The organism is Pseudoclavibacter sp. CFCC 13611, from assembly GCF_008831225.1.
Classification (GTDB): domain Bacteria; phylum Actinomycetota; class Actinomycetes; order Actinomycetales; family Microbacteriaceae; genus Pseudoclavibacter_A.
The window spans coordinates 627,164-650,430 of record NZ_WBKE01000002.1; the positions used below are offsets into that span (position 1 = coordinate 627,164).

Below are 23,267 nucleotides of genomic sequence, written 5' to 3' on the forward strand. Positions count from 1 at the left end.
AAAGAACTCATCATGAACAACAACGACAACCTACAGTCGTCGGCACAGACCCGACGCATCACAGCAGATCAGCGTGCGATCGAGACGGCCGAGACCCTGCATCGCGGCGGCCCCGCCAGGCGGTGGGGCGTGGCCGCGAGCGGCCTCGCGCTGGCCGTCGGCATGCTCTCCGGCTGCGCGGCCTCGTCGAGCTCGGACAGCTCGAACGCCTCCGACAGCGCCTCCGACAGCGCCTCGAACTCGGCGGCCGCACAGCAGTGCGAGACCGCGGGCGAGGTGCAGATCTGCGATCCCTGGGTGAAAGCGGTCGACGCTGACGGCGACGCGCATCCGATGACGGCCGCATTCGCCTCTCTGCACTCGACGACGGGGCAGAGCCTGCATCTGGTCTCTGCCGAGTCAGATGCCTCTGGCATGACCCAGCTGCACGAGACCGTCGCTGACGGAGGCTCGACCACGATGCGCGAGAAACAGGGCGGCTTCATGATTCCGACCGACGGTGCGCTCGATCTGCAGCCCGGCGGCAACCACATCATGCTCATGTCGCTGCAGAAGTCTCTGCAGCCTGGTGACAGCGTCTCGATCACTCTGCACTTCGAAGACGGGACTTCAGCACAGTTCGCGGCACCGGTGCGTCAGTACACCGGCGCCAAGGAGAGCTACACCGATGACCCGAACATGAAGATGGACGACGACGGGCCGACTGCCACGAACGGCGACGGCATGTCGGAGCACCACCATGGCTGACCACGACCCCGTGGAGAGCGAGCCGTCGAGGTCTGACGGCTCGTCGGCTTCGGCGACTCACTCCTCCGGCGGCGCCGGTCGATTCACCCGGCGCGGTCTGCTGACCGGCGCCGGAGCGACTGCGGCAGGCCTGGTCGTGGGCGCCGGGGGCGGCTGGGCGGTTCGCGAGCGTATCGCGCCGGCCGGGCCGCCCTCGGCGGATGCCGTGGTCACCGGGGACGAGACGGTGGCCTTCTACGGTCGCCGACAGGCGGCCGTAGAGGCCCCGGCCCCGGCGCACATCGGCTACCTCGGTTTCACACTGCGCCCGGAGACCGGCGTCGAGCAGCTGCGGCGTGCACTGCGCATCATCAGCGACGACGCCTCTCGTCTGACTCGGGGCGTGCCGTCGCTGGCGATGAGCGACCCCGATCTGGCGACGCCTGCCGCGCGGCTCACGGTGACGATCGGCTTCGGAGCGCGCGTGTTCGAACTGGCAGGCCGTACCCCGCCACCCGGGGTGGGCGGCCTGCCCGCCTTCTCGATCGACCGTCTGCGGCCGGAGTTCAGCGGCGGAGACCTTCTGCTGATGATCGGCAGCGACGATCCGATCACCCTCTCGCACACCGAACGGGTCATGATCAAGAACATGCGCTTCTTCGCCACGGTGGCCTGGCGCCAGCAGGGCTTTCAACGAGCCCGGCACAGCGAGCCGCAGACGGCCACGCCGCGCAACCTCTTCGGGCAGAAAGACGGCACGGTGAACCCCCGTCCCGACACCGACGCGTTCGAGCAGCAGGTGTGGGGCGCATCGGGAGGATTCGCCCCGTGGACAGAGAACGGCACCACGCTCGTTCTTCGTCGGATTCGGATGAATCTGGAGACTTGGGACGAGGTCGACCCCGTCGGCCGAGAGAACAGCGTCGGACGCCGTCTCGGCTCGGGCGCCCCGCTGACCGGCACCGATGAGTTCGACGAGCCGGACTTCGACGCCAAGAACTCCGTCGGCTTTCCGGTCATCGACCTTGCCGCACACATGCGTCGCGCCCGTCAGGCCGACGGCCGGGTGCGCATCCTGCGTCGCGGCTACAGCTACGACGACGGTGTGGATGCCGAGGGCGTCGCCGACGTCGGGCTGCTGTTCGGTGCCTGGCAGGCCGACATCATGCAGCAGTTCGTTCCGGTGCAGCAGTCGCTCGCCGACATGGATCTGCTCAACCAGTGGACCGTGCCGATCGGCTCCGCCACGTTCGCGATTCCTCCGGGCTGCGACGTGGGCGGCTACGTCGGCGAGACAGTGCTCGACTGAGCGCGACCCATGCGTCGTGATCCGAGATGCCTCCGGCTGGTCTAGGCTGGTTCGGTGAAGATTACGCGATCACTGATGGTCAAGGGCGCTGTGCTCGGAGCGTTCGCCGGGGTGCTCTCCGGGCTCTTCGGCGTCGGCGGCGGCATCATCATGGTGCCGGTGCTGGTCATGCTCGGGCTGAGCCAACGTCTGGCCAGTGGCACATCGCTGGCTGCGACCGTTCCCATCGCCATCGTCGGGGTGATCACCTATGCCTCGCATGGCACGATCGATCTCGTTCCCGGTCTCGCCATCGGCTTCGGGTCGTTCTTCGGGGCGTTTCTCGGCACCTGGCTGCTGCAGCGCGTCAAACCGAAGGTGCTGCAGCTCTTCTTCGCGTTGGCGATGATCGCGACGGCGGTTCGGCTCTTCGTCGATCTGCCGGTCGAGGGCACCGGGTTCGCGCCGCAGCCGCTGACGGTGGCTCTGCTGGTCTGCTTCGGCCTGCTCGTGGGTGCGTTGGCGGGGCTGCTCGGAATCGGGGGCGGCCTGATCATCGTTCCCGTTCTCGTGCTGACGCTCGGCCTCGACCCGAATCTGGCGAAGAGCTCCTCACTCATCGCGATGCTCCCCAGCGGGGTGAGCGGCACGTACGGCAACCTGCGCAACCACAACGTCAGTCTGCGACTGGCCGCCGCTGTCGGACTTCCGGGGTCGCTGACCACCATCTTCGGCGGATGGCTCGTACACGTGATCGACACGCGCCTGGCTATGGCGCTCTTCGCCGTGTTGCTGGTGCTGAGCGCTCTGCAGATGGTGAGAAAGGCCCTGAAGCGTGGTTGACGCTCCACCTGCGCAGCAGCAGCGACGCCTGCTTGCAGCCTGCGCGATCGTGCTCACTGCGCTCAATCTGCGGGGCGCGGCGACGATTCTGTCGCCGATCGTCGACTTGGTGAACCAAGACGTCGAACTCGACACGGTCATGCAGGGAGTGATCGGTGCACTTCCGCAGCTGCTCTTCGCCGGCGCCGGTCTGATCACTCCGCTGCTCGTCCGACGTATGTCGCTTCCGGCGCTCGCCGGCGCCGCCATGGTCGTGACGGCCGGGGGCCAGGTGCTGCGCGCGTCGACGAACAGCGACCTCGCCTTCTGCCTGAGCACCGGACTCATCTTCTTGGCGATCGGGGTCGGCAACATCGTGGCACCGCCGACCATCAAACTGTTCTTTCCACGTCATGTGGGCACGATGACTTCGGCCTACAGCATCACGCTCGGGCTCAGCACCGCTGTGCCGCCCATCTACATCGTCGTACTGTCCCATGCGGTCGGCTGGCGGATCGGACTCGCCTCATGGGCCGTGCCCGCCTTCCTCGCCGCTCTGCTGTGGGGCGTCGTGATCCTGACCAGCCGTCGCAGCCGGCGCGCGTCCGAGCCAGGCGAGGCTCCCGCCCCCGCTGCGATGCGAGAGACCGCCGCCGGCGGCACGAACGTCGACAACCGCAGCGCGGTCAGCGCCGCAGACGCGCCTGATGAGAGTCTGGCGGTGTGGCGAACCTGGCAGGGCTGGGGCATCGCGGTCATGATGGCAGCCCAGTCGACGGTCGTCTATGCCATGTTCGCGTGGCTGCCTGCGCTGCTGCGCGACGCCGGCGTCGACGCGGCCTCGGCAGCATTCGGACTGTCGCTGTTCACCGCTCTCGGCATTCTGCTCGGGGTGGTCATACCTCCGATGACCTCCCGCCAGGCGACGCTTCGCCCGTTGCTGGCGGTGTCGACGGTCTGCTTCGCCGTCGGTCTGATCGGGCTCATGGTGTCACCGGGCCACTTGTCAATGCTCTGGGTGGCGGCGCTCGGTCTCGGCCCACTGACGTTCTGCATGATCCTGGTGCTGATCCCGCTGCGGGCGCGTACGCAGATGCATGCCTCGCAGCTGTCCGCGTTCGTCCAGGGCGTCGGGTATCTCATCGCCGCCGCAGGGCCGTTCCTGTTCGGTCTGCTGCATGATCTCTCGGGAGGATGGACGCTGCCGTTGGCCTATCTGCTGGCCTGCGTCGCGATCTCACTGCCGTTCGCAGTCATCGGCACTCGACCCGGCTACGTCGGCGATTCAGCACGTCGCTGACATCGGGCCGGCCGCCGTGCCCAGACCGTCGGGCCGGCCCGGCGAGTCACGCCCAGACTCAAGGAATAATGCCCAGACCCCAGGCAGAATGCGAAAAGCCCCTCGGAACCGATGATTCCGAGGGGCTTCGTTCTGTGCCCGAGAGGGGACTTGAACCCCTACCCACGATAATTTGTGGACTAGCACCTCAAGCTAGCGCGTCTACCTATTCCGCCACCCGGGCTGGTGCTGTGCCCCGCAGGGCACCAGATGACAGTAGCACGTTTGCCCCGAAGTGAGAAAACCGACGGGGTGCGTCGCGGCGCATCGGCCTGAGACCGGGCATCCGAGGTGACCGCGACCCGTGCATCCCGGGCATGTCTCAAGCCGGTCAGATGACGCTCGTGGTCGACCAGGAGCAGTCACCGGCGTGCGACAGGATACGATTTCGTCATGGTCACTCATGACGACGCTGCAGGCGTTCCCTCAGATTCACACGTCGGCGCTGCGCGTCATGGCGACAATCACGCCGATCTGCCGGATGTGGTGCGCATCGTCCGTGACCTGGTGCGCTTCGACACGACGAACTACGGCGGCGGCAATGCCAGAGGAGAGGGACCGGCGGCGGCCTACATCGCAGAATTCCTTCGCTCGCAGGGGCTCGAACCCGTGATCGTCGGTCCCGAGGCGACGCCGGATGCTCCGGCGCGTCCCAGCGTCGTCGCCCGCTGGCCAGGGCAGGACAGCACGCTGCCTCCGCTGGTGCTGCACGGACACACCGATGTGGTGCCGGCCGACGCGAGCGACTGGAGCGTGGATCCGTTCGCCGGAGTCATTCGCGACGGCTGCCTGTGGGGGCGGGGCAGCGTCGACATGAAGAACATGCTCGGTCTGATCCTGGCGAACGTGCAGCACTTCACCGAGCAGGGCAGACGACCGCGACGCGACGTCATCCTGGCGTTCTTCGCCGACGAGGAAGCCGGTGGTTCGGCCGGTGCCGCCTGGCTGGTGCTCCAGCATCCAGAGCTTTTCGCCGAGGCCCGAGTGGCTCTGAGCGAGGTCGGCGGTTATACGATCACCGTCGGTGGCCGACGGGCGTATCTTCTGCAGACAGGAGAGAAGGGGCATACCTGGCTGAGGCTGCGAGCACGCGGCACGGCGGGTCACGCCTCGGCGGTGAACAACGACAATCCGGTCACCGCGATCGCGCGAGCGGTCTCTGCGATCGGGGCGATCGAATGGCCGATCGAGCTCACCGAGACGACGCGAGCGCTGGTCGAGGGCATCCGCGATCTGGCCGGACTGCCCGCCTCGACACCGCCCGAAGACGTGGTCGCCGCCGCAGGCTTCGCGAAGCCGTTTTTGAGCGCCACGCTGCGCAACACCACGACCCCCACTGTCATCAACGCCGGGTACATGCAGAACGTCATTCCGGCGTCGGCCGAGGCACTCGTGGATGTGCGCCCACTGCCCGGACAGGAGGAACCGGTGCTCGCGCGGGTTCGTGAGGCTGTCGGCCCCGACGTCGCCATCGAGATCATCGAACAGGGCATCGGATACGAATCGCCGTTCGACGGCGACTTCGTTCAGGCGATCCAGCAGTCGATCGCCCAGCACGATCCCGAGGCGGTCGTGCTTCCATATCTGCTGAACGCCGGCACCGACAACGTGAGTCTCACTCGGTTGGGCATCACCGGATACGGGTTCGTGCCGACCCGAGTGCCAGACGACTTCGACTTTCCGGGTTCGTATCACGCGGTCGACGAGCGCATTCCGCTCTCGGCGCTGCTGTTCGGCGAGCAGGTGCTCGGCGATCTGCTCGAACGGTACTGACCGAACCCGTGACGCCCGGTTCGGCGGATGCCGCCGTCGGTGGTCTAGTCTGGTGTGCGGCACCCGTGCGAAGTCGACGGGCCTGCCGTGGCGCGCTCTTCGCGTCCGTGCCTGACATCACCAAGTGCTGATCACCGGAAAGGTGTGCTGTTGTCCATCCTCGACGCCCTCATCCTCGGACTGGTGCAGGGGCTCACTGAGTTCCTGCCCATCTCATCGAGCGCGCATCTGCGCATCGTCGGCGAGTTCCTGCCGGGAGCAGAAGACCCTGGGGCGGCGTTCACAGCCATCATCCAGCTGGGCACCGAAGCAGCCGTGATCGTCTACTTCTGGAAGGACTTCGTCCGAATCGTCAGAGCCTGGTTTGCAGCGCTGTTCGGCCGCATTCCTCGCAACGATCCTGATGCGCGCATGGGGTGGGTCATCATCATCGGCACCATTCCGATCGGAGTCTTGGGGCTGCTCTTCAAAGACCAGATCGAGACCACGCTGCGCAGTCTCTGGATCGTGGCCATCATGCTCATCGTCTTCGGCATCGTTCTCGGTGTGGTCGACCGCTGGGCGCCGAAGCGTAAGAACCTCGGCGACTTGACCCTGCGAGACGGTCTGTTCATGGGGCTGGGTCAGGCGCTCGCGCTGATCCCCGGCGTCTCTCGGTCAGGTGGTACGACCACCGTCGGCCGCGGGCTCTCCTACGATCGCCCGACAGCGGCGAAGTACTCCTTCTATCTCGCCGTACCAGCCGTGGTGATCTCTGGATTCTTCCAGCTGATCGAGTCGGTTCGCGGAGAGACCCATGATGTTCCTGAGTTCCTCCCGACCCTGGTGGCGACCATCGTGTCGTTCGTCGTGGGCTGGTTCGTCATCGACCGTCTGATGAAATACCTGCAGCGCGGTTCGTTCGCGCCGTTCGTGATCTACCGAGTGGTGCTCGGCATCACGCTGATCATTCTGCTGAGCACCGGCGTCATCGCCGCCTGAGAACGTTAGGCTCGTACTGTGAAGAGTTGGTCGACACCTGCACCGCCCCATCTGCCCCCTGCGGCCGCCCCACGCCCGGTGCGCATCTACGACCACGCGAGCGACGCGCTGCAGCCGGCGTCCGAAGACGGCCGCACCGCACGTCTGTACGTCTGCGGCATCACCCCGTACGATGCCACGCACATCGGCCATGCCACCACCTATCTCGCCTACGATCTGCTGAACCGGGCCCTGGTCGACAGCGGAGTCGCAGTGCAGTATGCGCAGAACGTCACCGACGTCGACGACCCGCTGCTGGAGCGCGCGGAGCAGACCGGCGCCGACTGGGAGGCCCTGGCTGCCCAACAGATCGAGCTCTACCGCACCGACATGGCCTGGCTGTCGGCGCTCTCGCCTGCGCATCTCGTGGGCGTCACCGAAGTCATCGATGAGATCGGTCAGGCGGTTCTCGAACTGATCGAACGCGGCTTCGCCTATCGCGTCGAGAGCCCAGACGCCGAAGAGGACATCTACTTCGACGTGCGCGCCGCAGACGCGGCGCTGGCCGCGTGGACGCTCGGCGAAGAGTCGCGCTACTCGCTCGAACAGATGGTGCGCTTCTTCGCGGAGCGCGGGGGAGACCCCAAGCGCCCCGGCAAACGTGATCGTCTCGACCCACTGCTGTGGAGAGCCGAACGACAGGGCGAGCCCTCCTGGCAGGTGATCGGGCTGCCGGTCGGTCGTCCCGGCTGGCACATCGAGTGCTCGGTCATCGCCGAACGCTGTCTCGGGCCGAACTTCGACGTGCAGGGCGGCGGGTCAGACCTGATCTTCCCACACCATGAGATGTCGTCAGGCCACGCCACGGCGATCAACGAGCTGCCCTTGGCCCGCATCTACAGCCATGTGGGCATGGTCGCATACCGAGGCCGCAAGATGAGCAAGTCGCTGGGCAATCTCGTGTTCGTACACCGTCTGCGCGACGCCGGCATCGAACCGGATGCCGTCCGGGCTGCCGTCTTCGCACATCACTACCGTTCCGACTGGGAGTGGCACGACGCCGACGTGGCCAAGGCACAGGAGCGTCTGGCTGAGTGGCGCAGCGCCTATCAGGTGGCCATGCAGGGCAGCGACCACCGTCGTGAGGCCGACAACCCGGTGCTGGCGAATCTTCGCCAGGCCCTGGCCAACGACCTCGACGCGCCGCGCGCACTCAGCGTGCTCGACGCCTGGGCCGACAGCCCTGAGGCGCCGGAGCTCATCGCGGACGCCGCGCAGGCGCTGCTTGGCATCGATCTGACCAGAAAGGCCGCTGTCGCATGAGTGCCGGTGAACTCGAAGCCGTCTGCTGGGATATGGACGGCACGCTGATCGACTCCGAGCGTTACTGGATAGAGTCTGAGGTCGACCTGGTCGGCGAACACGGCGGCGTCTGGACCGAGCAGGATGCCAAGGCCAGCGTGGGAGCGGCGCTCGACGTCATGGCCCGACTCGTGATCGCTGCGGGGGTCGATCTGCCGGTCGAAGAGGTCATCCGCACAGTGAGCGCTGGCGTGGCTGACCGCTATGCCTCGCTGGGCATTCCCTGGCGGCCGGGCGTGCTCGACCTGCTGCAGGAGCTGCGTGACGCAGGCGTCCCGCAGTCGATCGTCACGATGTCGCATGCAGACACAGCGACCACGATTGCCGAGGCGGCCCCCGCAGGCGTGTTCCAGCACGTGATCACCGGCGATCAGGTCGCACGCGGCAAGCCTCACCCCGATCCGTACCTCACCGCGCTCGAGCACTTGGGCACGAGTGCCGCCGGGACGATCGCCTTCGAAGACTCCCAGACGGGCGTGAGCAGCGCATCCGCTGCAGGTCTGCTGACCATCGCGGTGCCCTGCGTGCTTCCGCTGCCCGAATCGAGCGACTATCTGCTGTGGGAGACACTGCAGGGAGTCGACGTCGCACTGCTGCGTCAGACGGTCGCAGAGCAGATGCACAACGCATGAACGAGACAGACGAGATGACTGACCACACCCCAGCCGCACCGCAGCACGAGGCCACCGCCCATGACTCGTCGAGCGCAGGAGGCGAGATGCAGCACGGCGCCCTTCGCGTCGGCGACAAAGTGCAGCTGACCGGCCCAAAGGCCCGGATGCACACGCTGATTCTGCAGCGCGGCGCCGAGTTTCACACCAACAAGGGCGCGATTCGTCATGACGACCTCATCGGTGCTCCCGACGGCAGCGTGATCGAGTCGACACAGGGCGTGCGCTACCTGGCGCTGCGCCCGCTGCTGCGTGACGAGGTGCTGTCGATGCCACGCGGCGCCGCGATCATCTATCCGAAAGACGCCGTGCAGATTCTGGCGCTGGCCGACGTGCACCCCGGGGCGCGGGTGGTCGAGGCGGGTGTCGGGTCAGGTGCGCTGAGCATGTGGCTGCTGCGCAGCCTGGGCGATTCCGGCAGACTGTTCTCGTTCGAGCGACGTGAGGAGTTCGCCGAGATCGCGGATGCGAACGTCAGCGGACACTTCGGCCGTCACCCCGAGAACTGGACGGTGACGGTCGGCGATCTGCAGCAGGAGCTGCCTGCGGTGGTCGCCGACGGCTCGGCCGATGCCGTCATCCTCGACATGCTCGCGCCGTGGGAGACGATCGACGCGGCGGCGGCGGCTCTGCGACCCGGCGGTGTGCTCGTGGTCTACGTCGCGACTGTCACGCAGCTGTCGCGCGTGTCCGAGACGATTCGCGATCGCGGCTGCTTCACAGTGCCGCAGGCTACTGAGACGATGGAACGCGAGTGGCACGTCGAGGGACTCGCCGTGCGCCCCGAGCACCGGATGATCGGTCACACCGGCTTTCTCACGTCGGCTCGCAGGCTGGCCGATGGGGTCGACCTCCCTGAGATCTCTCGCCGACCGGCCAAAGACGCCTTCGACCCGGACGACCTGGCCGTCTGGACGCCAGGCTCGGTCGGTGCGCGGAACACGTCTGAGAAGAAGCTGCGCAAGTCGGTGCGCACGGCGCAGCGTCAGCGCGAGCAGCGGGCAGCCGAGTAGGCTGTCACACGGATTGGAGAACACATGCGTTCACAGAAGGCCATGAGATCGACCATCGGCGCCGGTGTGGGTGTGCTCGCACTGGTCGGTGCGCTGCTTGCGGGGTGCTCGTCGCAGCCCGATCGTGCAGTCGCATCCGGCGACGCGTCGGATGCGGTGGTCGCCTCGGACTTCGACCTCTCGCGGTCGAGCATCGATCCGAAGCCGGATCTGCAGGTCGACGGAACACAGCTGAGCATCGGCAGCGCCGGCGACGGCCGCTTCGTCGACGTCGATCAGGACGCAGTGCTGCTGGGCGTGAGCATGTTCAATCTGAAGACCGGCAAGGCGCTCGGCCAGGCCGCGGATCTCCCCGCTGTGTCGGTGTCATTCCTGCGCGGTCTGAACTCTCCTGTCTACGGGGCGATCGCAGATGCGCTCAAAGGTCAGCGCGTGGGTGACGTCTTCACCCTGGTGGTGCCCAACGTCGACGGAGCAGATCCCAGTTCGACGGACGGCAGCGGTGCCGGCGACGTCGTCGTGATCGGCACCGTGCGAGACAGCTTCCAGGCTCGGGCCCACGGCGCGGAACAGGCGCCAGTCAACGGATTCCCGCAGGTGGTGCGCGACACGACAGGCCGACCCGGGCTGGTGCTGGGCGACGAATACTCTTCCGCCGGAGCCCCCGAGTCGGCTGTGCTGGTCAAAGGCGATTCGAACGAGACCGCTCAGGCAGGCGACACCGTGCAGCTGCAGATGACGATGTTCGACACCTCGGCGAAGACCCGCAGCGCCAAGGTGCTGCAGTCGACGTGGGATGACGGACAGCTCACTCAGCTGAAGCTGGACGATTCGGACGACGCGTTCTTAGGGCTGATGGAGCGTACCCTCACGTCGGTGCCGATCGGTTCGCAGGTGATCGTGCACGTGCCGACCAGCTATCAGTCGCAGGTCGGCGATCTGCTGGTGATCGACGTGCTGGCACGCACTCCGGCTGCTGAGTGAGACCATGGCCGATCGGGTGACCGCACAGGAGCGGATGCTCAATCTCGTGCTGGCCCTCCAGCACACGCGCTTCGGCCTGACGAAGCGACAGATCCTGAGCGAGGTGTCGGGCTACAGCGACGACTTGGCGGCCGGAGTCTCGATGTCGGCGCTCGAACGACGGTTCGAACGAGACAAAGCCGCGCTGCGTGCCCTCGGCATCGACGTCGTCGCCGCCGACGATGTCTGGACGCCCGGTGACAACCAGCTCACTCGGTATCACATCGACGAGCAGGCGTATGCGCTGCCAGATGACCTCGAGCTCAGCGGCGCCGATCTCGGTCTGCTCACCGCTGCGGCTCTGCTGCTCTCGCGGCTTGACGCACCGGAAGGCCGAAGGGTCGCAGAACGAGCCAGGGCCCTTGGCGCGCCGCACGACGACGCAGTTGACCGAGATGGTGCGCCCGACGCTGCGCAGGAGCGTTCGCCTGAGCTGGTGGTCGGCGGACTGCTCGATCTCATGGTCTACGAACCGAACCTGCGGCCGCTCCAGTCTGCTGTGCTCGAAGGCCGCATCGTGCGCTTCGACTACCACACGCAGGATCATCAGTGCACCACCCGCCGCACGCTGCTGCCATTGGCGGTCGTGCTGGTCGACGGCCGCTGGCATGTGCACGGCGTCGACCTCGACCGTCTGCCGACGCGTGCGGAGCGACTTGACGACCCCCAGCTGCGGCGCACCTTTCTGCTGCAGCGCATCCGCGGAGTCGTCCGATCCGTCGAGGAGCGCGAGCTGCAGAGCGGCCGGGTGCGCGACGCGCAGACGATCGCCGCCGAGCGCAGCCGCGAGGAGTGGGCAGGGTCGGTCGTCGCCGATCTCGAGCGACTGCGCCAGGAACAGAGCGCCCGGCTGCAGGTGCGACCAGGCAGCGAGGCTGCGGTGCGCCTCGGCGATCGACTGCATGCCGTCAGCGGTGCGGCGACGTCGGAGACGACGTTCGACGTGCTGACGACGGACTACGACCTGCTCGCCGACGAGATCACCGGGTACGGCGACGAAGTGACAGTGATCTCACCTGAGAGTCTGCGCACCCGTGTCGAGGCCAAGCTGCGCCGTCTGCTGGCCGACCACACCGGAGAGGGCGAGCGATGAGCGACCAGTCGAACGCAGCCATGCAGCGCCTCGGATTCGCCTTGGTGCTGGTGCCGTGGGTGGTGGCCAACCCCGGAGCGACCGTCGAATCGATCGCCGAATGGTTCGGCGTACCCGCCGAGCAGGTACGAGACACCGTGCGCATGCTGCCCCTTGTGGGTGTGCCCGGTGACTCAGCCGCCTATGACCCCGGCAACCTCTTCGACATCGACTATGACGACTTCGAGCTCAACGACCGGGTGACGATCACGAACTCCGTGGGTCTGAACCATGTGCAGCGCTTCTCGACAGCCGAGCTCGCAGGGCTCTCTGCGGCGCTGAACTATCTGGCCGCACTGCTGCCCGACGAGCGACGCGCTGCGGCCACCCGACTCGCCGCTCGACTGGGCGGCGGTACGGTCACGGCTCGCAGCGAGGGACGCTTCGCCGAGACGATTGCGCTGCTGCGGGCCTGCGGCGCCGACCGGGGCGCGGTGGAGTTCGACTACACCTCGGCCTCCGGGCACCGATCGCACCGCACGGTCACTGTCGAACGCGTGCGCATGACCCAGGGCATCTGGTACCTCTCGGGAGTCGACGGCGTCGACGGCGCGGGCCTGCCGCGCCGACGCACCTTCCGGCTCGATCGCATGGCGGCGGTCGCCCGCAGCGAACGATCGCCGATCGCAGCCGAACACGACCAGGCGACCCCGGCATCCGTCGCCACCGTGAGCGGAGACGACGAGGCCGAGCCCATCACCGTCACCCTCGAGGTGCAGGCCGAGGCCGCCGGCGTGCTCATGGCGTTCGGAGAGCGTCTGACCGACGATGTGAGCTGGCCGGTGCGCCGCCTGGTGCGAGTCGCCTCGGTGCCTGCACTCGTCAGACACGTGAGTTCGCTGCCCGGGCGCGTTCGCATCCTCGCTCCGGCATCGGTGCGCGAGGCTGTGGCCGACCACGCTCGTCGCGCGCTGGCGGTCTCTGCGGATGCCGAGAATGCATCCTCTGACGAGTCACCTGCCGAGTAGGATCGTGATCATGTTCTTCTGGATCTCTCTGGGCGTGGTCGTGCTGGCGCTTTTGGCGCTGGCCGTCGTGGTCTGCGTCTGCGTACCGCGGTATCGTCGGTCGGCACGTCAGCTGATGGCCTCCGTCGACGAGATTCCGAAGTCGCTGGGCCCGCTGACCGCTCAGATCGGCCTCCTTCAGCAGCGGCTGCGCCCTGGCACCAGCATCAGCCTTGACGACGAGAGCCTCGCTCTGACGTCGAGTGAGATCGAAGAGGCACAGCGACGTCGAGTCATGGCTGCGCGTGCGGCTCGGGCGAAGTACCGTCGTGTGCGACGTACTCGATCCTGACACTCGCACAGCCAACGGCATGCGCTCGTTGACACCATACGCACCGCTATACTGATCACGATTCCCCACACTCTTGGAGCGACCGCAATGAAACCTTGGCAGATCATCATCATCGTCCTCGTCATCCTGCTGCTCTTCGGCGCGCCGAAGCTGCCCGCTCTGGCGAAGAGCCTGGGGCAGTCAATGCGCATCTTCCGCAAAGAGGTGAAGGGGCTCGAAGCAGACAAGGCCGCCGATCAGGAATGGACTCGGCCGAACCAACAGGGTGAGCAGTCGTCGCCAATGACGTCAGGTCAGGCACCGGCGCAGACCCCCGTGCAGCAGCCAGCCCCCGTGCAGCAGCAGCCGGTTCAGCCGGCGCCCACACAGCCTGCTGAGGGCGACGCGCAGAAGAACTCCTAAAACCGGCACGGCGGTGTCTCAGACGAAGAAGAGCCGCGACGGCACGATGTCGATCGCGCAGCACTTGGTGGAGCTGCAGAAGCGCATCATCATCTGCGCGATCGCGATCGTGGCCGCCGCGATCGGTGCGTGGTTCATCGCGCCATTCGTGCTCGATGCACTGCGAGAGCCTCTGCTGACGGTCATGCAGAAGACCGGTCGACAGACCCAGATCAACTACTCGGATGTATCGAGTCCGCTCAATGTGCGCATGCACATCACGATGGTGCTCGGCATCATCATCGCGGCTCCGATCTGGCTGTATGAGCTCTGGCGGTTTCTCGCACCGGGCATGCTGCGCAAAGAGAAGCTCACCGCCGTCGGGTTCGTCGGCACAGCCATCCCGCTGTTTCTCGGCGGCTGCCTGTTCGGCTGGTGGGCTTTTCCGAATTTGGTGTCGTTCATGTCGAGCTTCGCGTCGGCAGACGACGTGCAGCTGATCAGCGCAGACACCTACCTGCGATTCGTGATGAACCTGATGCTCTTCATGGGGCTCGGATTCGTGCTGCCGCTGCTGCTCGTGCTGCTGAACTTCGTCGGCGTGATGAGCGCGAAGACCATCATCAAGGGCTGGCGCGTGGCCATCGTGGTGGCACTGATCTTCGCGGCGTTCATCACCCCGCCGACCGACATCCTCAGCATGTTCCTGCTCTCCAGTCCCATGCTCGGGCTCTACCTGATCGCCTGCCTCATCTCCTGGCTGCACGACCGACGCGCGGCGAAACGGGCACAGGAGCTGTTCGAAGACGACGCACTGCCCGACCCGGACATCCTCGGCACCGCAGACCTGTCCGAGACCTCCGGTGCATCCGATGCGGGCGGGACGACGAAGTGACCCGGAGCGCACGCTCCGGACGCAATGACGACGATTGAGAAGCGATGACGACTGAGAACGCGATGCCGAGCGACGACTCTGCTGAGACCGTGAAGACGGAGCAGACGGAGCACACCCCACTGCCCGACGAAGTGGTGGCCTTTCAGCGCACGGTCGGATTCGCGCTCGACGACTTTCAGGTGCAGGCCGCGCGCAGCATCGTGTATGGTCGGGGAGTGCTCGTCGCCGCACCGACCGGCGCAGGCAAGACGATCGTCGCCGACTTCGCCGTCTACCTGACGATGGAGTCGGCGGCCGATGAGAAGATCTTCTACACGACCCCGATCAAGGCGCTGAGCAATCAGAAGTTCCACGAGCTGCAGGAGCGCTACGGCGAGTCGAACGTCGGTCTGCTGACCGGTGACAACAACATCAACGCGACCGCGCCGATCGTGGTCATGACCACCGAGGTGCTGCGCAACATGATCTACGAGCGCAGCGATCTGCTGGGCTCGCTCTCTTTCGTGGTGATGGACGAAGTGCACTATCTCGCCGACCGCATGCGCGGGCCGGTCTGGGAAGAGGTCATCATCCAGCTGCCCGAGCACGTTCGACTCATCTCGCTGAGTGCGACGGTCTCGAACGCCGAGGAGTTCGGAGCGTGGCTGCAGGAGGTGCGCGGACACACCGACGTCATCGTCTCGGAGTTTCGTCCAGTGCCGCTCAGCCAGCATGTGCTGGTGCGCGGTGATCTCGACGACCTCTTCGAACCCGGCCGTCCCGGCCAGCTCAACCGGCACCTGCACCGGCTCTCTGGTCTTGACGGGCCGCGATCGAACCGGGAACGACGGCGCGGAGGTCATCACCGACAGCAGCGCGTCGACCGGGCAGCGCTGGTGAAGACGCTCGAGCGTGCCGACCTGCTGCCGATGATCGGCTTCATCTTCAGCCGCGTCGGCTGCGATGCCGCGGTGCGCCAGTGCATGCTGGCCGGCATCTCGCTGACGACCAAGCAGGAGCGCGACCAGATCAAACGGATCATCGACCGCCACTGCCGTGACATCCCGTACCAGGATCGCGAAGTGCTCGGTTTCAAACACTGGAAGGGCGCCCTGCTGCGCGGTGTCGGCGCGCACCACGCCGGGCTGCTGCCCGCATTCAAAGAGACCGTCGAAGAGCTCTATCAGCGTCGACTCGTTCGGGCGGTCTTCGCGACCGAGACGCTGGCGCTCGGCATCAACATGCCGGCGCGTACGGTGGTCATCGAGAGCCTTGAGAAGTACAACGGCGTCGCTCGTGTGCCGATCACAGCGGGGGAGTACACCCAGCTGACCGGGCGTGCGGGCCGTCGTGGCATCGACGACCAGGGGCATTCGGTCGTGGTGTGGCAGCCCGGTGTCGACCTCGAACGGGTCGCTTCGCTGGCCAGCCGCCGCACCTACCCGCTGAAGTCGGCGTTCCGCCCCACCTACAACATGGCGGTGAACCTGATCGGGCAGTTCGGCCTCAGCGCGACGAGAGAGATCCTGGAGTCGTCGTTCGCCCAGTTCCAGGCCGACCGGTCGGTCGTCGGCCTGGCTCGAAAGCTCAAAGAGCAGCGCACCTCGCTCGACGGCTACGCCGAGGCGGCCGGGCTGGACGATCCGCTGCTGCGCGACTTCTTCGACCTGCGTCACGAACTCTCAGAGACCGACCGCAGCATCCAGCACATCTCGAAGAAAGAGCGCCGCAGCGGCAGTCGACGCGAAGACCTCATCGCTCACGCTCGTGACCTGAAGGCCCAGCTGCGGCAGCATCCTGCCGCTCGCATCGACGATGTCGAGGATCGGGCCCGGTGGGCCGAGCGCTGGTGGCGTCTGCAGCGTCAGACAGAAGACCTCCAACGCGAGATCGAGCACAGAGTGAGCAATATCGCGCTGACCTTCGAACGCGTCGTGCGGGTGCTGGTGCACTTCGGCTATCTCTCTGCCGATGCAGATCTGGCCGAGGTCGCGGTCACCGATCAGGCCGGGCTCCTCGACAAGATCTATGGAGAACGCGATCTGGTCGTCGCCGAGTGTCTGCGCCGAGAGGTGTGGAAGGGGCTCGAACCGGATCAGCTCGCCGCGATCGTCACGGCTTTGGTCTACGAGCCGCGGCGTGACCGCGGCGACGAAGAGGTGTGGCTGCCTCGAGGCGCCCTGCAGAAGGCCTATGCCGACACGCTGTCAGTCTGGCATGAGATCGACGACCAAGAGCAGCGCCGCGATCTGCCGCGGTTCCCCGAGCCGAACGCTCTGGTGTGCACGGCGGTGCTGCGATGGAGCCGGGGCGCCACGCTCGATCACGTGCTCGAAGAGGCAGAGCTGCCCGCAGGCGACTTCGTCCGTCTCATGAAGATGGTCATCGACCTGCTCGACCAGATCGGCGCCGCGCAGCCAGACGGTGTCGGGGCTGTGGCTCGCAGCGCCAAGGATCTGCTGCTGCGCGGCATCGTCGAGTACTCGAGCGTCGGGTGATGCGGCACCAGCACCGCGCAGATGCGATCGTTCGGGCAGTCGTCGCCCTTGCTGCGGGTCTGCTTTACCAGTACGCGTTCGCCCCGTATCTGATCTGGCCGCTGACGCTGCCTGCGATGGCGCTGGTCGCCTGGGCTGTGCTCGGTCGCGGATTCTGGTTCGGGGCACTGTGCGGGGCATTGTTCGGCGCAGGGTTCTGGTCGGGCCACATCATGTGGCTGACCGAATACCTGGGGGCGGTGCCCTGGATCGCTCTGAGCGGCGCTATGACGTTCTTCTGCGCATTCGGCTGTGCGGTCGGAGCATACCTGACCCGGCGTCGACTGGTGCGGCAGACGCATCCGGCGCTGATCGCTCTGATCTGGGCGGTCGTCTGGACGGCGCGCGAAGCGGTGTTCTCGCGGATGCCGTATGGCGGGTTCGCATGGGGAGAGGCGGCGCACAGCCAGTCGAACGCGCCGACGATCGGACTCTCGTCGTGGATCGGTCTGGCCGGCCTGAGCCTCGCGCTGGTCTTCGTCTCGACGCTGCCCGTGACGTGGATGCTCTCGCGTCGGCCGGTGCGTCGGCCGCTGGTCGTCGGCATGGCTCTGCTGGTGCTGGGGATGCTGGTGCCGGCTTGGGGAGCGATCGTGCCGTCGCAGGGATCAGTGCGCATAGCAGCCGTTCAGGGCAACGCGAATGCCGGTCTCTTCTCGAACGCGCAGCCTGGTGAGATACTGGCGAACCATCTCGCAGCCGCCAGAGAGATCATGCACGACGACTTTGATGTGATGGTCTGGCCTGAGAACGCGGTCGACCTCGACGTGCTGCGCAGTCGCCAGGCCCACGCCGAGATCGAGGCCTTCGTCAATGAGATGGGCCGCCCGCTCGTGTTTGGCAGCGTGACGAAGCGCGGCGACGACTTCTTCAACAGTGTCGTGCTCTGGCTGCCGAAGGGCATGTCGGCGCCGACGGGCCTGACGGATGGGGGAGTCGACACGGCTGCCGACTCGGTGGTGCCCGGTGTCGACCCGACCACGACGTCAGGCGGGCCGGTGCAGATCTACGACAAGAAGCATCCGGTGCCGTTCGCGGAGTACATGCCCGATCGCTGGCTGTTCCATCCGATCGCCCCAGATCTCGTTGACCTGGTGCCACGCGGATACACGTTCGGGCAGCGCACCGGCAACTTCCAGATCCCGACGGGTGACGACGCGATCAACGCTGGGGTGCTGATCTGCTTCGAGACAGGCGACACCGACCTGATTCACGCGGCCGTCGCTGGGGGAGCGCAGCTGCTTCTGGCACCGACGAACAACGCGGATTTCGGCCGCACCCCGGAGTCGGCGCAGCAGATGGCGATCGCGAGAGCCAACGCCGTCGCATCCGCGCGCTCGCTGGTGAACATCTCGACCGTCTCGTCGAGTGCGGTGATCGCGCCGGACGGACGATTCCTGGATCGGCTGCCCGACTTCGAAGCGGGCGCCATGGTGCAGAACGTTCCGCTGCAGCGCTCACTGGCGCCGAGCTTCTTCGCCGGGCCGGTGATCACATGGGGGAGTGTCGCCGCCACCGTGCTGCTGTTGGCCGGCGAGATGGTGACGCGCCGCCGAGACCGGCGGCTGCGTCAGGAGGTCACTGCTCGTTCGGGTCTGATTTGATGCGAGAGAGCTCAAGCGCTCGCTTGCGGCGATCGTGCAGGTAGTCGAGACGCTCGTCGAGAATCTCTTTGAGCTCCGTCTCGCTGCGGCGCTCCAGGAGCATGTCCCATGGGGTGCGCTGTGAGGCGGGCTCGCCCTTCTTCTTGCCCGTGGTCTTGGTCTTGGCCTTCGACTTGGACGCGGTCTTCGTCGTCGACTTCGAAGCGGTCTTCGCCGTGGTCTTCGAAGAAGTTGCTTTGGTTGCCATTCGATGCCTTCGTCTCGTCTGCCGGCAGAAGATACGCCGACCGTTCATTGTAGCCGCTCAGCACAACGGCTGTGGGCCGAGATTTGTTCCCGACGGCGGGGCAGCGGTCGTCGCAGCGTTCTGGACTGATACAGTTTTGCCTGCTGTGAGCACGTCGCGCGACGTGCCATTCGATCGAAAGGTGAGCACGTGAGCGATCAGACGACGGAACAGACGACGGGCGATCAGCAGAAGCCACTTGCAGGCAAAGTTGCGCTGATCACCGGTTCGTCGCGCGGCATCGGTGCGGCGACGGCCGAACTTCTCGGAGCGCTGGGTGCGACCGTGGTGATCAACTACCGATCGAAGGTTCGTCGAGCCGAGCAGGTGGCCGACAAGGTGCGTGCCGCCGGCGGAGACGCTCTGGTCGTCCAGGGCGATCTCACGGACGAGGCATCGGTGACGGCGCTGTTCGACCGCGTCGGCGAGGCCTTCGGCCGCATCGACGTGCTGATTCTCAATGCCTCGGGAGGCATGGAGAAGAACATGGCCGACGACTACGCGCTGCAGCTCAACCGTGACGCGCAGGTGCGTGCGCTGACGCTGGCCGAGCCGCTGCTGAAAGAGGGCTCGCGCGTCGTCTTCATCACCAGCCATCAGGCGCACTTCATCCGCACCACGCCGACGCTGCCGGAGTACCGTCCGGTCGCCGAGTCGAAGCGCGCCGGTGAGGATGCACTGCGTGAGCGCATCCCGGAGCTCGCGAAACGCGGTGTCGGCTTCGTGGTGGTCTCAGGCGACATGATCGTCGGCACGATCACCGCAACGCTGCTGAACCGCATCAACCCGGGTGTGCTTGACGAGCGCACCGAGCAGGTCGGCAAGCTGTACACCGTCGAGGAGTTCGCCGAGCAGATTCGCGACGCCGTGCTCGAGCCGATCCCGGTGGACAATACGAAGTACGTCGGAGACATCTCGTTCTTCACCGGCAAGTGAGTGTGAGCCTCGACGCTCGTCTCGGGCGTCGAGAGACGTGATGGTGACCCCTCTCCGGTAATCCGATAATGTATGTTATGTCATATATCGTGGATTCTCGGAGAGGGGTTCTCCTCTTCCGAGCCGGCGAATGACACTGTCGTGCTTTCTGCACAGCGCAGCCAACACATTGATGTCATGCACTGGCTTCATGTCGGCGGTGAAGATTCTTCGGTCGCATGCCAGTCTGGCCAGATGAGACAGACCAGAGTGACGACTCCGAACCGCCGAGCGATTCCGCCCCCGCGCATCAAAACGAATGACGACCGGCCGCTTGAGCCAGATCAGGCGCGCATCGCTCCTGAGCTCAGCTCAGCTGCACGCCGCCAGATGCGCGACGGGCCGCCGCCGCGCATCCGTGTCGGGATCGGGCCGACTGCCGCCGGGCGCGTCGAACCGCAGCTGCCAGACGATCTGACGACGATCGGCGATCCGCCGACGGTAGATGACTACTTCGCGCCCGATCAGTTCTTCGACTGAGCTTCGTGTGCTGGCAGTGCCTCGATCCAGTGATCCAGAACCCGTGCTGCCGCACCCGATTCGATCGACTCGGTCGCGACTTCGAGCTTTGCCGAGAAGCGTTCGAGCATCGACGTCTTCGCCGTCGCAGGGTGAAAGAGCAGATCTGCGGCGACCAGACCGGCTGCTGCGTTGAGCAGCACGATGTCGCGCACCGAACCGGTCTCGCCGGCGAGCAGAGCCCGGCCGATCTCGGCATTCTCTTCGGCGTCTCCCCCGACCAAGTCTTCGAGCACGGCTGGCCTGATGCCGAGCTGTGCCGGGTCGAGCGCGAATTCTGTGATTCCGCCTTGTTCGTCGACCTGGCAGATGCGACTCGGGCCCGTCGTGGTCAGCTCGTCAAGGCCGTCCTCGCCGCGAAACACGAGACCGACGTCACCACGAGAGCTCAGCAGTGCGGCGACGAGATCGACCCGACCGCGATCGGCGACGCCAAGAGCATTGATTCGCGGGCGCGCCGGGTTGCACAGTGGGCCGAGAAAGTTGAACACCGTGGGTACGCCGAGGGCTTTGCGAACAGGACCGGCGTGCCGGAAGCCCTGATGGTATCTCTGCGCGAAGGCGAAGCCGATGCCCGCCTGCGCGAAGGCCGATGCGGTCTCCTCTGGGGTCGCGCTGATGTTTACCCCCAAGGCCTCGAAGAAGTCGGAGGATCCGGAGCGAGAGCTGACCGCACGGTTGCCGTGTTTGATCACCGGAACGCCGGCTCCGGCGATCACGAGGGCGGCCATCGACGAGATGTTGACTGTTCCCGAGCGGTCTCCCCCGGTGCCGACGATGTCGAGCGCGTCTCGCGAGATGTCCAGCGGAACCGCGTGCGTCAGGATCGAGGAGACGAAGGCAGAGACCTCTTCGAGAGACTCCCCCTTCTGCTTCAGCGCGATGAGGAAGCCTCCGATCGCAGCGGGGTCTGCCGTCCCGGTCATGATCTGGTCCATGGCCCACCTGGCCTGCACCGTTTCGAGGTCGAGGTCGTCGATGAGTCTGGTGAGCAGGATCGGCCATGAGATTTGGGATGACATGACTCAAGATTGTACTCCGCAAGACCATTGGCCCGACCGACACTGTGCTGGATTCCGGTGGGAACACACCGGACGCACTGCGACTCTAGATGAGGGAATTCTCTCGAACCGCTCCGTTTGGTCAAGACATGGGTGATTCATAGGTCATAATAGAAACGTGTCCAGTACAGCATTAACGAATAAGTCTGCGCAGGCGAGTGTCAACAGGCCGAGCGCCACAGCCGTAGGTACCATCGTCTGGCTTGCCAGCGAGGTCATGTTCTTTGCGGCCATCTTCGCCGTCTACTTCACCTTGTGGACGACCTCGACGGGTCAATGGCAAGACGGCATCGCCGTTCTGAACATTCCCTTCGCTGCGGTCAACACCGTGATCCTGGTGCTTTCGTCAGTCACGTGTCAGTTCGGCGTCTTCGCGGCAGAGCGTCTGCAGCCGCGCAAGACCGGCAAGGGCATCAAGAACTGGGGCGTCGCCGAGTGGTTCTTCCTGAGCTTCGCTCTGGGTGCCATCTTCGTGACCGGTCAGGTGTTCGAGTACGCGACGCTGTACCACGAGGGTGTGGCCATGTCGACCGACACCTTCTGGTCTGCGTTCTTCGTCGGCACCGGGTTCCACGCGCTGCACGTCATCGGTGGCCTGATCGCGTTCCTCGTGATCATCGGCCGCACGTACGCGTCGCGCAAGTTCGGCCACCGTGAGGCGCAGAGCGCCATCGTGGTGTCGTACTACTGGCACTTTGTCGATGTCGTCTGGCTGATTCTGTTCACGGCCGTCTACATCCTTCCGCTCATCGGTTGAGACTGGAGTTAGCAGGAATGAAGATTCGCAAGAACCATAAGTCCAAGGTGAGCCGCCGCTCCAAGCGTCGCGGACCGCTCGCCACCATCGGTCTGCTCGCCATCGGTCTCGCTGTGACCGGTGGAGGCTACGCTGCTGTGGCACAGGCCAGCTCGTCGTCGACCGACATCGAGAAGGTGGCCAACACCCAGGAGCAGGTCGACGAGGGCCAGAAGCTCTTCCAGGCAAACTGCGCCACGTGCCACGGACTCAATCTTCAGGGTTCGGACGCCGGCCCGTCGCTGGTCGGCGTCGGGGCCGCATCGGTCGACTTCCAGGTCGGCACCGGCCGTATGCCGATGCAGATGCAGGGCCCGCAGGCGCAGGTCAAAGCTCCGCAGTTCACCGACGAACAGATCAAGGCTCTCGCGGCCTACGTGGCATCGGTCGGCTCCGGCCCGGCCATCCCGAGTGACATCGCGAAGCAGGTCGACACGACTGACTCCGAGAAGGTCGCATCGGGTGCCGAGCTCTTCCGCATTAACTGCGCGATGTGCCATAACGTCGCCGGCGCCGGCGGTGCGCTGACCGAGGGCAAGTACGCACCCTCGCTGATGGGGGTCTCTGAGACGCACATCTACGAAGCCATGATCACCGGCCCGCAGAACATGCCGGTGTTCAACGACACCAACCTCTCGCCTGAAGAGAAGGCCGGGATCATCTCGTACCTGAAGTACGTCGAGAAGAATCAGTCTCCCGGTGGCGTCGATCTCGGATCGCTCGGTCCGGTGTCTGAGGGGCTGTTCATCTGGATCTTCGGCATCGGTGCGATTGTCGCATTCACCATCTGGCTTGGTGCACGGGCTGACTGAGCGGAGAGAACACT

At 65.7% G+C, this 23,267-nt stretch carries 23 protein-coding genes and 1 tRNA gene; 21 read left to right on the forward strand and 3 right to left on the reverse strand.

Annotation, left to right across the window (positions count from 1 at the left end; all coding sequences use genetic code 11):
• The first annotated feature begins 12 nt into the window (after positions 1 to 12).
• Genes F8O08_RS07125 through F8O08_RS07140 form a run of 4 tightly spaced genes read left to right on the forward strand, consistent with a single transcriptional unit; the run spans position 13 to position 4,136 of the window.
• Positions 13 to 747, forward strand: coding sequence for a copper chaperone PCu(A)C (locus F8O08_RS07125; protein ID WP_158038013.1), 735 nt, complete (start codon positions 13 to 15; stop codon positions 745 to 747).
• Positions 740 to 2,035: a Dyp-type peroxidase gene (locus tag F8O08_RS07130; protein WP_158038012.1), complete on the forward strand. Its 1,296-nt coding sequence runs from the start codon at positions 740 to 742 to the stop codon at positions 2,033 to 2,035. Before F8O08_RS07125 ends, F8O08_RS07130 begins: the two co-directional genes overlap by 8 nt.
• Positions 2,036 to 2,089: 54 nt before the next feature.
• Positions 2,090 to 2,857, forward strand: coding sequence for a sulfite exporter TauE/SafE family protein (locus F8O08_RS07135; RefSeq protein WP_158042936.1), 768 nt, complete (start codon positions 2,090 to 2,092; stop codon positions 2,855 to 2,857).
• Positions 2,850 to 4,136: a CynX/NimT family MFS transporter gene (locus tag F8O08_RS07140; protein WP_158042937.1), complete on the forward strand. Its 1,287-nt coding sequence runs from the start codon at positions 2,850 to 2,852 to the stop codon at positions 4,134 to 4,136. Before F8O08_RS07135 ends, F8O08_RS07140 begins: the two co-directional genes overlap by 8 nt.
• Positions 4,137 to 4,271: 135 nt before the next feature.
• Here the strand turns inward: F8O08_RS07140 and F8O08_RS07145 are convergent.
• Positions 4,272 to 4,359 (reverse strand) — tRNA-Leu (locus F8O08_RS07145).
• A 209-nt stretch (positions 4,360 to 4,568) separates the two neighbouring features.
• Between F8O08_RS07145 and F8O08_RS07150 the strand changes: the two genes are divergently transcribed.
• The 13 genes from F8O08_RS07150 (at position 4,569) to lnt (ending at position 18,804) form a co-directional block, all read left to right on the forward strand.
• On the forward strand, positions 4,569 to 5,948 hold the full coding sequence (locus F8O08_RS07150) for a M20/M25/M40 family metallo-hydrolase (RefSeq protein ID WP_158042938.1): 1,380 nt from the start codon (positions 4,569 to 4,571) through the stop codon (positions 5,946 to 5,948).
• 150 nt (positions 5,949 to 6,098) lie between these two features.
• A complete protein-coding gene (locus tag F8O08_RS07155) occupies positions 6,099 to 6,929 on the forward strand; it encodes an undecaprenyl-diphosphate phosphatase (RefSeq protein WP_158038008.1) in 831 nt (276 codons plus the stop codon).
• Positions 6,930 to 6,947: 18 nt separating this feature from the next.
• On the forward strand, positions 6,948 to 8,231 hold the full coding sequence (mshC, locus tag F8O08_RS07160) for a cysteine--1-D-myo-inosityl 2-amino-2-deoxy-alpha-D-glucopyranoside ligase (protein ID WP_158042939.1): 1,284 nt from the start codon (positions 6,948 to 6,950) through the stop codon (positions 8,229 to 8,231).
• Positions 8,228 to 8,902: an HAD family hydrolase gene (locus tag F8O08_RS07165; RefSeq protein ID WP_158038006.1), complete on the forward strand. Its 675-nt coding sequence runs from the start codon at positions 8,228 to 8,230 to the stop codon at positions 8,900 to 8,902. The genes mshC and F8O08_RS07165 overlap by 4 nt, the downstream gene beginning before the upstream one ends.
• A gap of 86 nt (positions 8,903 to 8,988) precedes the next feature.
• The gene (locus F8O08_RS07170; RefSeq protein ID WP_225732912.1) at positions 8,989 to 9,954 is read left to right on the forward strand and encodes a tRNA (adenine-N1)-methyltransferase; all 966 of its coding nucleotides are present in this window, start codon (positions 8,989 to 8,991) and stop codon (positions 9,952 to 9,954) included.
• A 42-nt stretch (positions 9,955 to 9,996) separates the two neighbouring features.
• Positions 9,997 to 10,938: a hypothetical protein gene (locus F8O08_RS07175; RefSeq protein WP_158042941.1), complete on the forward strand. Its 942-nt coding sequence runs from the start codon at positions 9,997 to 9,999 to the stop codon at positions 10,936 to 10,938.
• Positions 10,939 to 10,942: 4 nt separating this feature from the next.
• Positions 10,943 to 12,070: a helix-turn-helix transcriptional regulator gene (locus F8O08_RS07180; RefSeq protein WP_158042942.1), complete on the forward strand. Its 1,128-nt coding sequence runs from the start codon at positions 10,943 to 10,945 to the stop codon at positions 12,068 to 12,070.
• Positions 12,067 to 13,077 (forward strand): helix-turn-helix transcriptional regulator, encoded by a 1,011-nt coding sequence (locus F8O08_RS07185; protein ID WP_158042943.1) that lies wholly within the window; start codon positions 12,067 to 12,069, stop codon positions 13,075 to 13,077. Before F8O08_RS07180 ends, F8O08_RS07185 begins: the two co-directional genes overlap by 4 nt.
• Before the next feature lie 10 nt (positions 13,078 to 13,087).
• A complete protein-coding gene (locus F8O08_RS07190; RefSeq protein ID WP_158038001.1) occupies positions 13,088 to 13,408 on the forward strand; it encodes a hypothetical protein in 321 nt (106 codons plus the stop codon).
• Positions 13,409 to 13,495: 87 nt separating this feature from the next.
• Positions 13,496 to 13,810 (forward strand): Sec-independent protein translocase subunit TatA, encoded by a 315-nt coding sequence (gene tatA, locus F8O08_RS07195; RefSeq protein WP_158038000.1) that lies wholly within the window; start codon positions 13,496 to 13,498, stop codon positions 13,808 to 13,810.
• Positions 13,811 to 13,823: 13 nt separating this feature from the next.
• A complete protein-coding gene (gene tatC, locus F8O08_RS07200) occupies positions 13,824 to 14,684 on the forward strand; it encodes a twin-arginine translocase subunit TatC (protein WP_225733420.1) in 861 nt (286 codons plus the stop codon).
• A 44-nt stretch (positions 14,685 to 14,728) separates the two neighbouring features.
• Entirely contained in the window at positions 14,729 to 17,161 is a 2,433-nt protein-coding gene (locus F8O08_RS07205; RefSeq protein WP_225733602.1) for a DEAD/DEAH box helicase, read from the forward strand.
• The gene (lnt, locus tag F8O08_RS07210; protein WP_158042944.1) at positions 17,161 to 18,804 is read left to right on the forward strand and encodes an apolipoprotein N-acyltransferase; all 1,644 of its coding nucleotides are present in this window, start codon (positions 17,161 to 17,163) and stop codon (positions 18,802 to 18,804) included. Before F8O08_RS07205 ends, lnt begins: the two co-directional genes overlap by 1 nt.
• On the opposite strand, the gene F8O08_RS07215 is transcribed toward lnt, so the two are convergent.
• On the reverse strand, positions 18,779 to 19,051 hold the full coding sequence (locus F8O08_RS07215; protein ID WP_225732802.1) for an RNA polymerase-binding protein RbpA: 273 nt from the start codon (positions 19,049 to 19,051) through the stop codon (positions 18,779 to 18,781). The genes lnt and F8O08_RS07215 overlap by 26 nt on opposite strands.
• Before the next feature lie 189 nt (positions 19,052 to 19,240).
• Between F8O08_RS07215 and F8O08_RS07220 the strand changes: the two genes are divergently transcribed.
• Both F8O08_RS07220 and F8O08_RS07225 read left to right on the forward strand, forming a co-directional pair.
• The gene (locus tag F8O08_RS07220) at positions 19,241 to 20,026 is read left to right on the forward strand and encodes an SDR family oxidoreductase (RefSeq protein WP_158037998.1); all 786 of its coding nucleotides are present in this window, start codon (positions 19,241 to 19,243) and stop codon (positions 20,024 to 20,026) included.
• A 234-nt stretch (positions 20,027 to 20,260) separates the two neighbouring features.
• On the forward strand, positions 20,261 to 20,545 hold the full coding sequence (locus tag F8O08_RS07225; protein WP_158037997.1) for a hypothetical protein: 285 nt from the start codon (positions 20,261 to 20,263) through the stop codon (positions 20,543 to 20,545).
• Here the strand turns inward: F8O08_RS07225 and trpD are convergent.
• Entirely contained in the window at positions 20,530 to 21,606 is a 1,077-nt protein-coding gene (gene trpD, locus F8O08_RS07230) for an anthranilate phosphoribosyltransferase (protein ID WP_158037996.1), read from the reverse strand. The genes F8O08_RS07225 and trpD overlap by 16 nt on opposite strands.
• A 157-nt stretch (positions 21,607 to 21,763) precedes the next feature.
• Between trpD and F8O08_RS07235 the strand changes: the two genes are divergently transcribed.
• Positions 21,764 to 22,402, forward strand: a complete 639-nt coding sequence (locus F8O08_RS07235) for a heme-copper oxidase subunit III (protein ID WP_158031474.1) — start codon at positions 21,764 to 21,766, stop codon at positions 22,400 to 22,402.
• A gap of 17 nt (positions 22,403 to 22,419) precedes the next feature.
• A complete protein-coding gene (locus F8O08_RS07240) occupies positions 22,420 to 23,253 on the forward strand; it encodes a cytochrome c (protein WP_158031473.1) in 834 nt (277 codons plus the stop codon).
• Positions 23,254 to 23,267 lie beyond the last annotated feature (14 nt).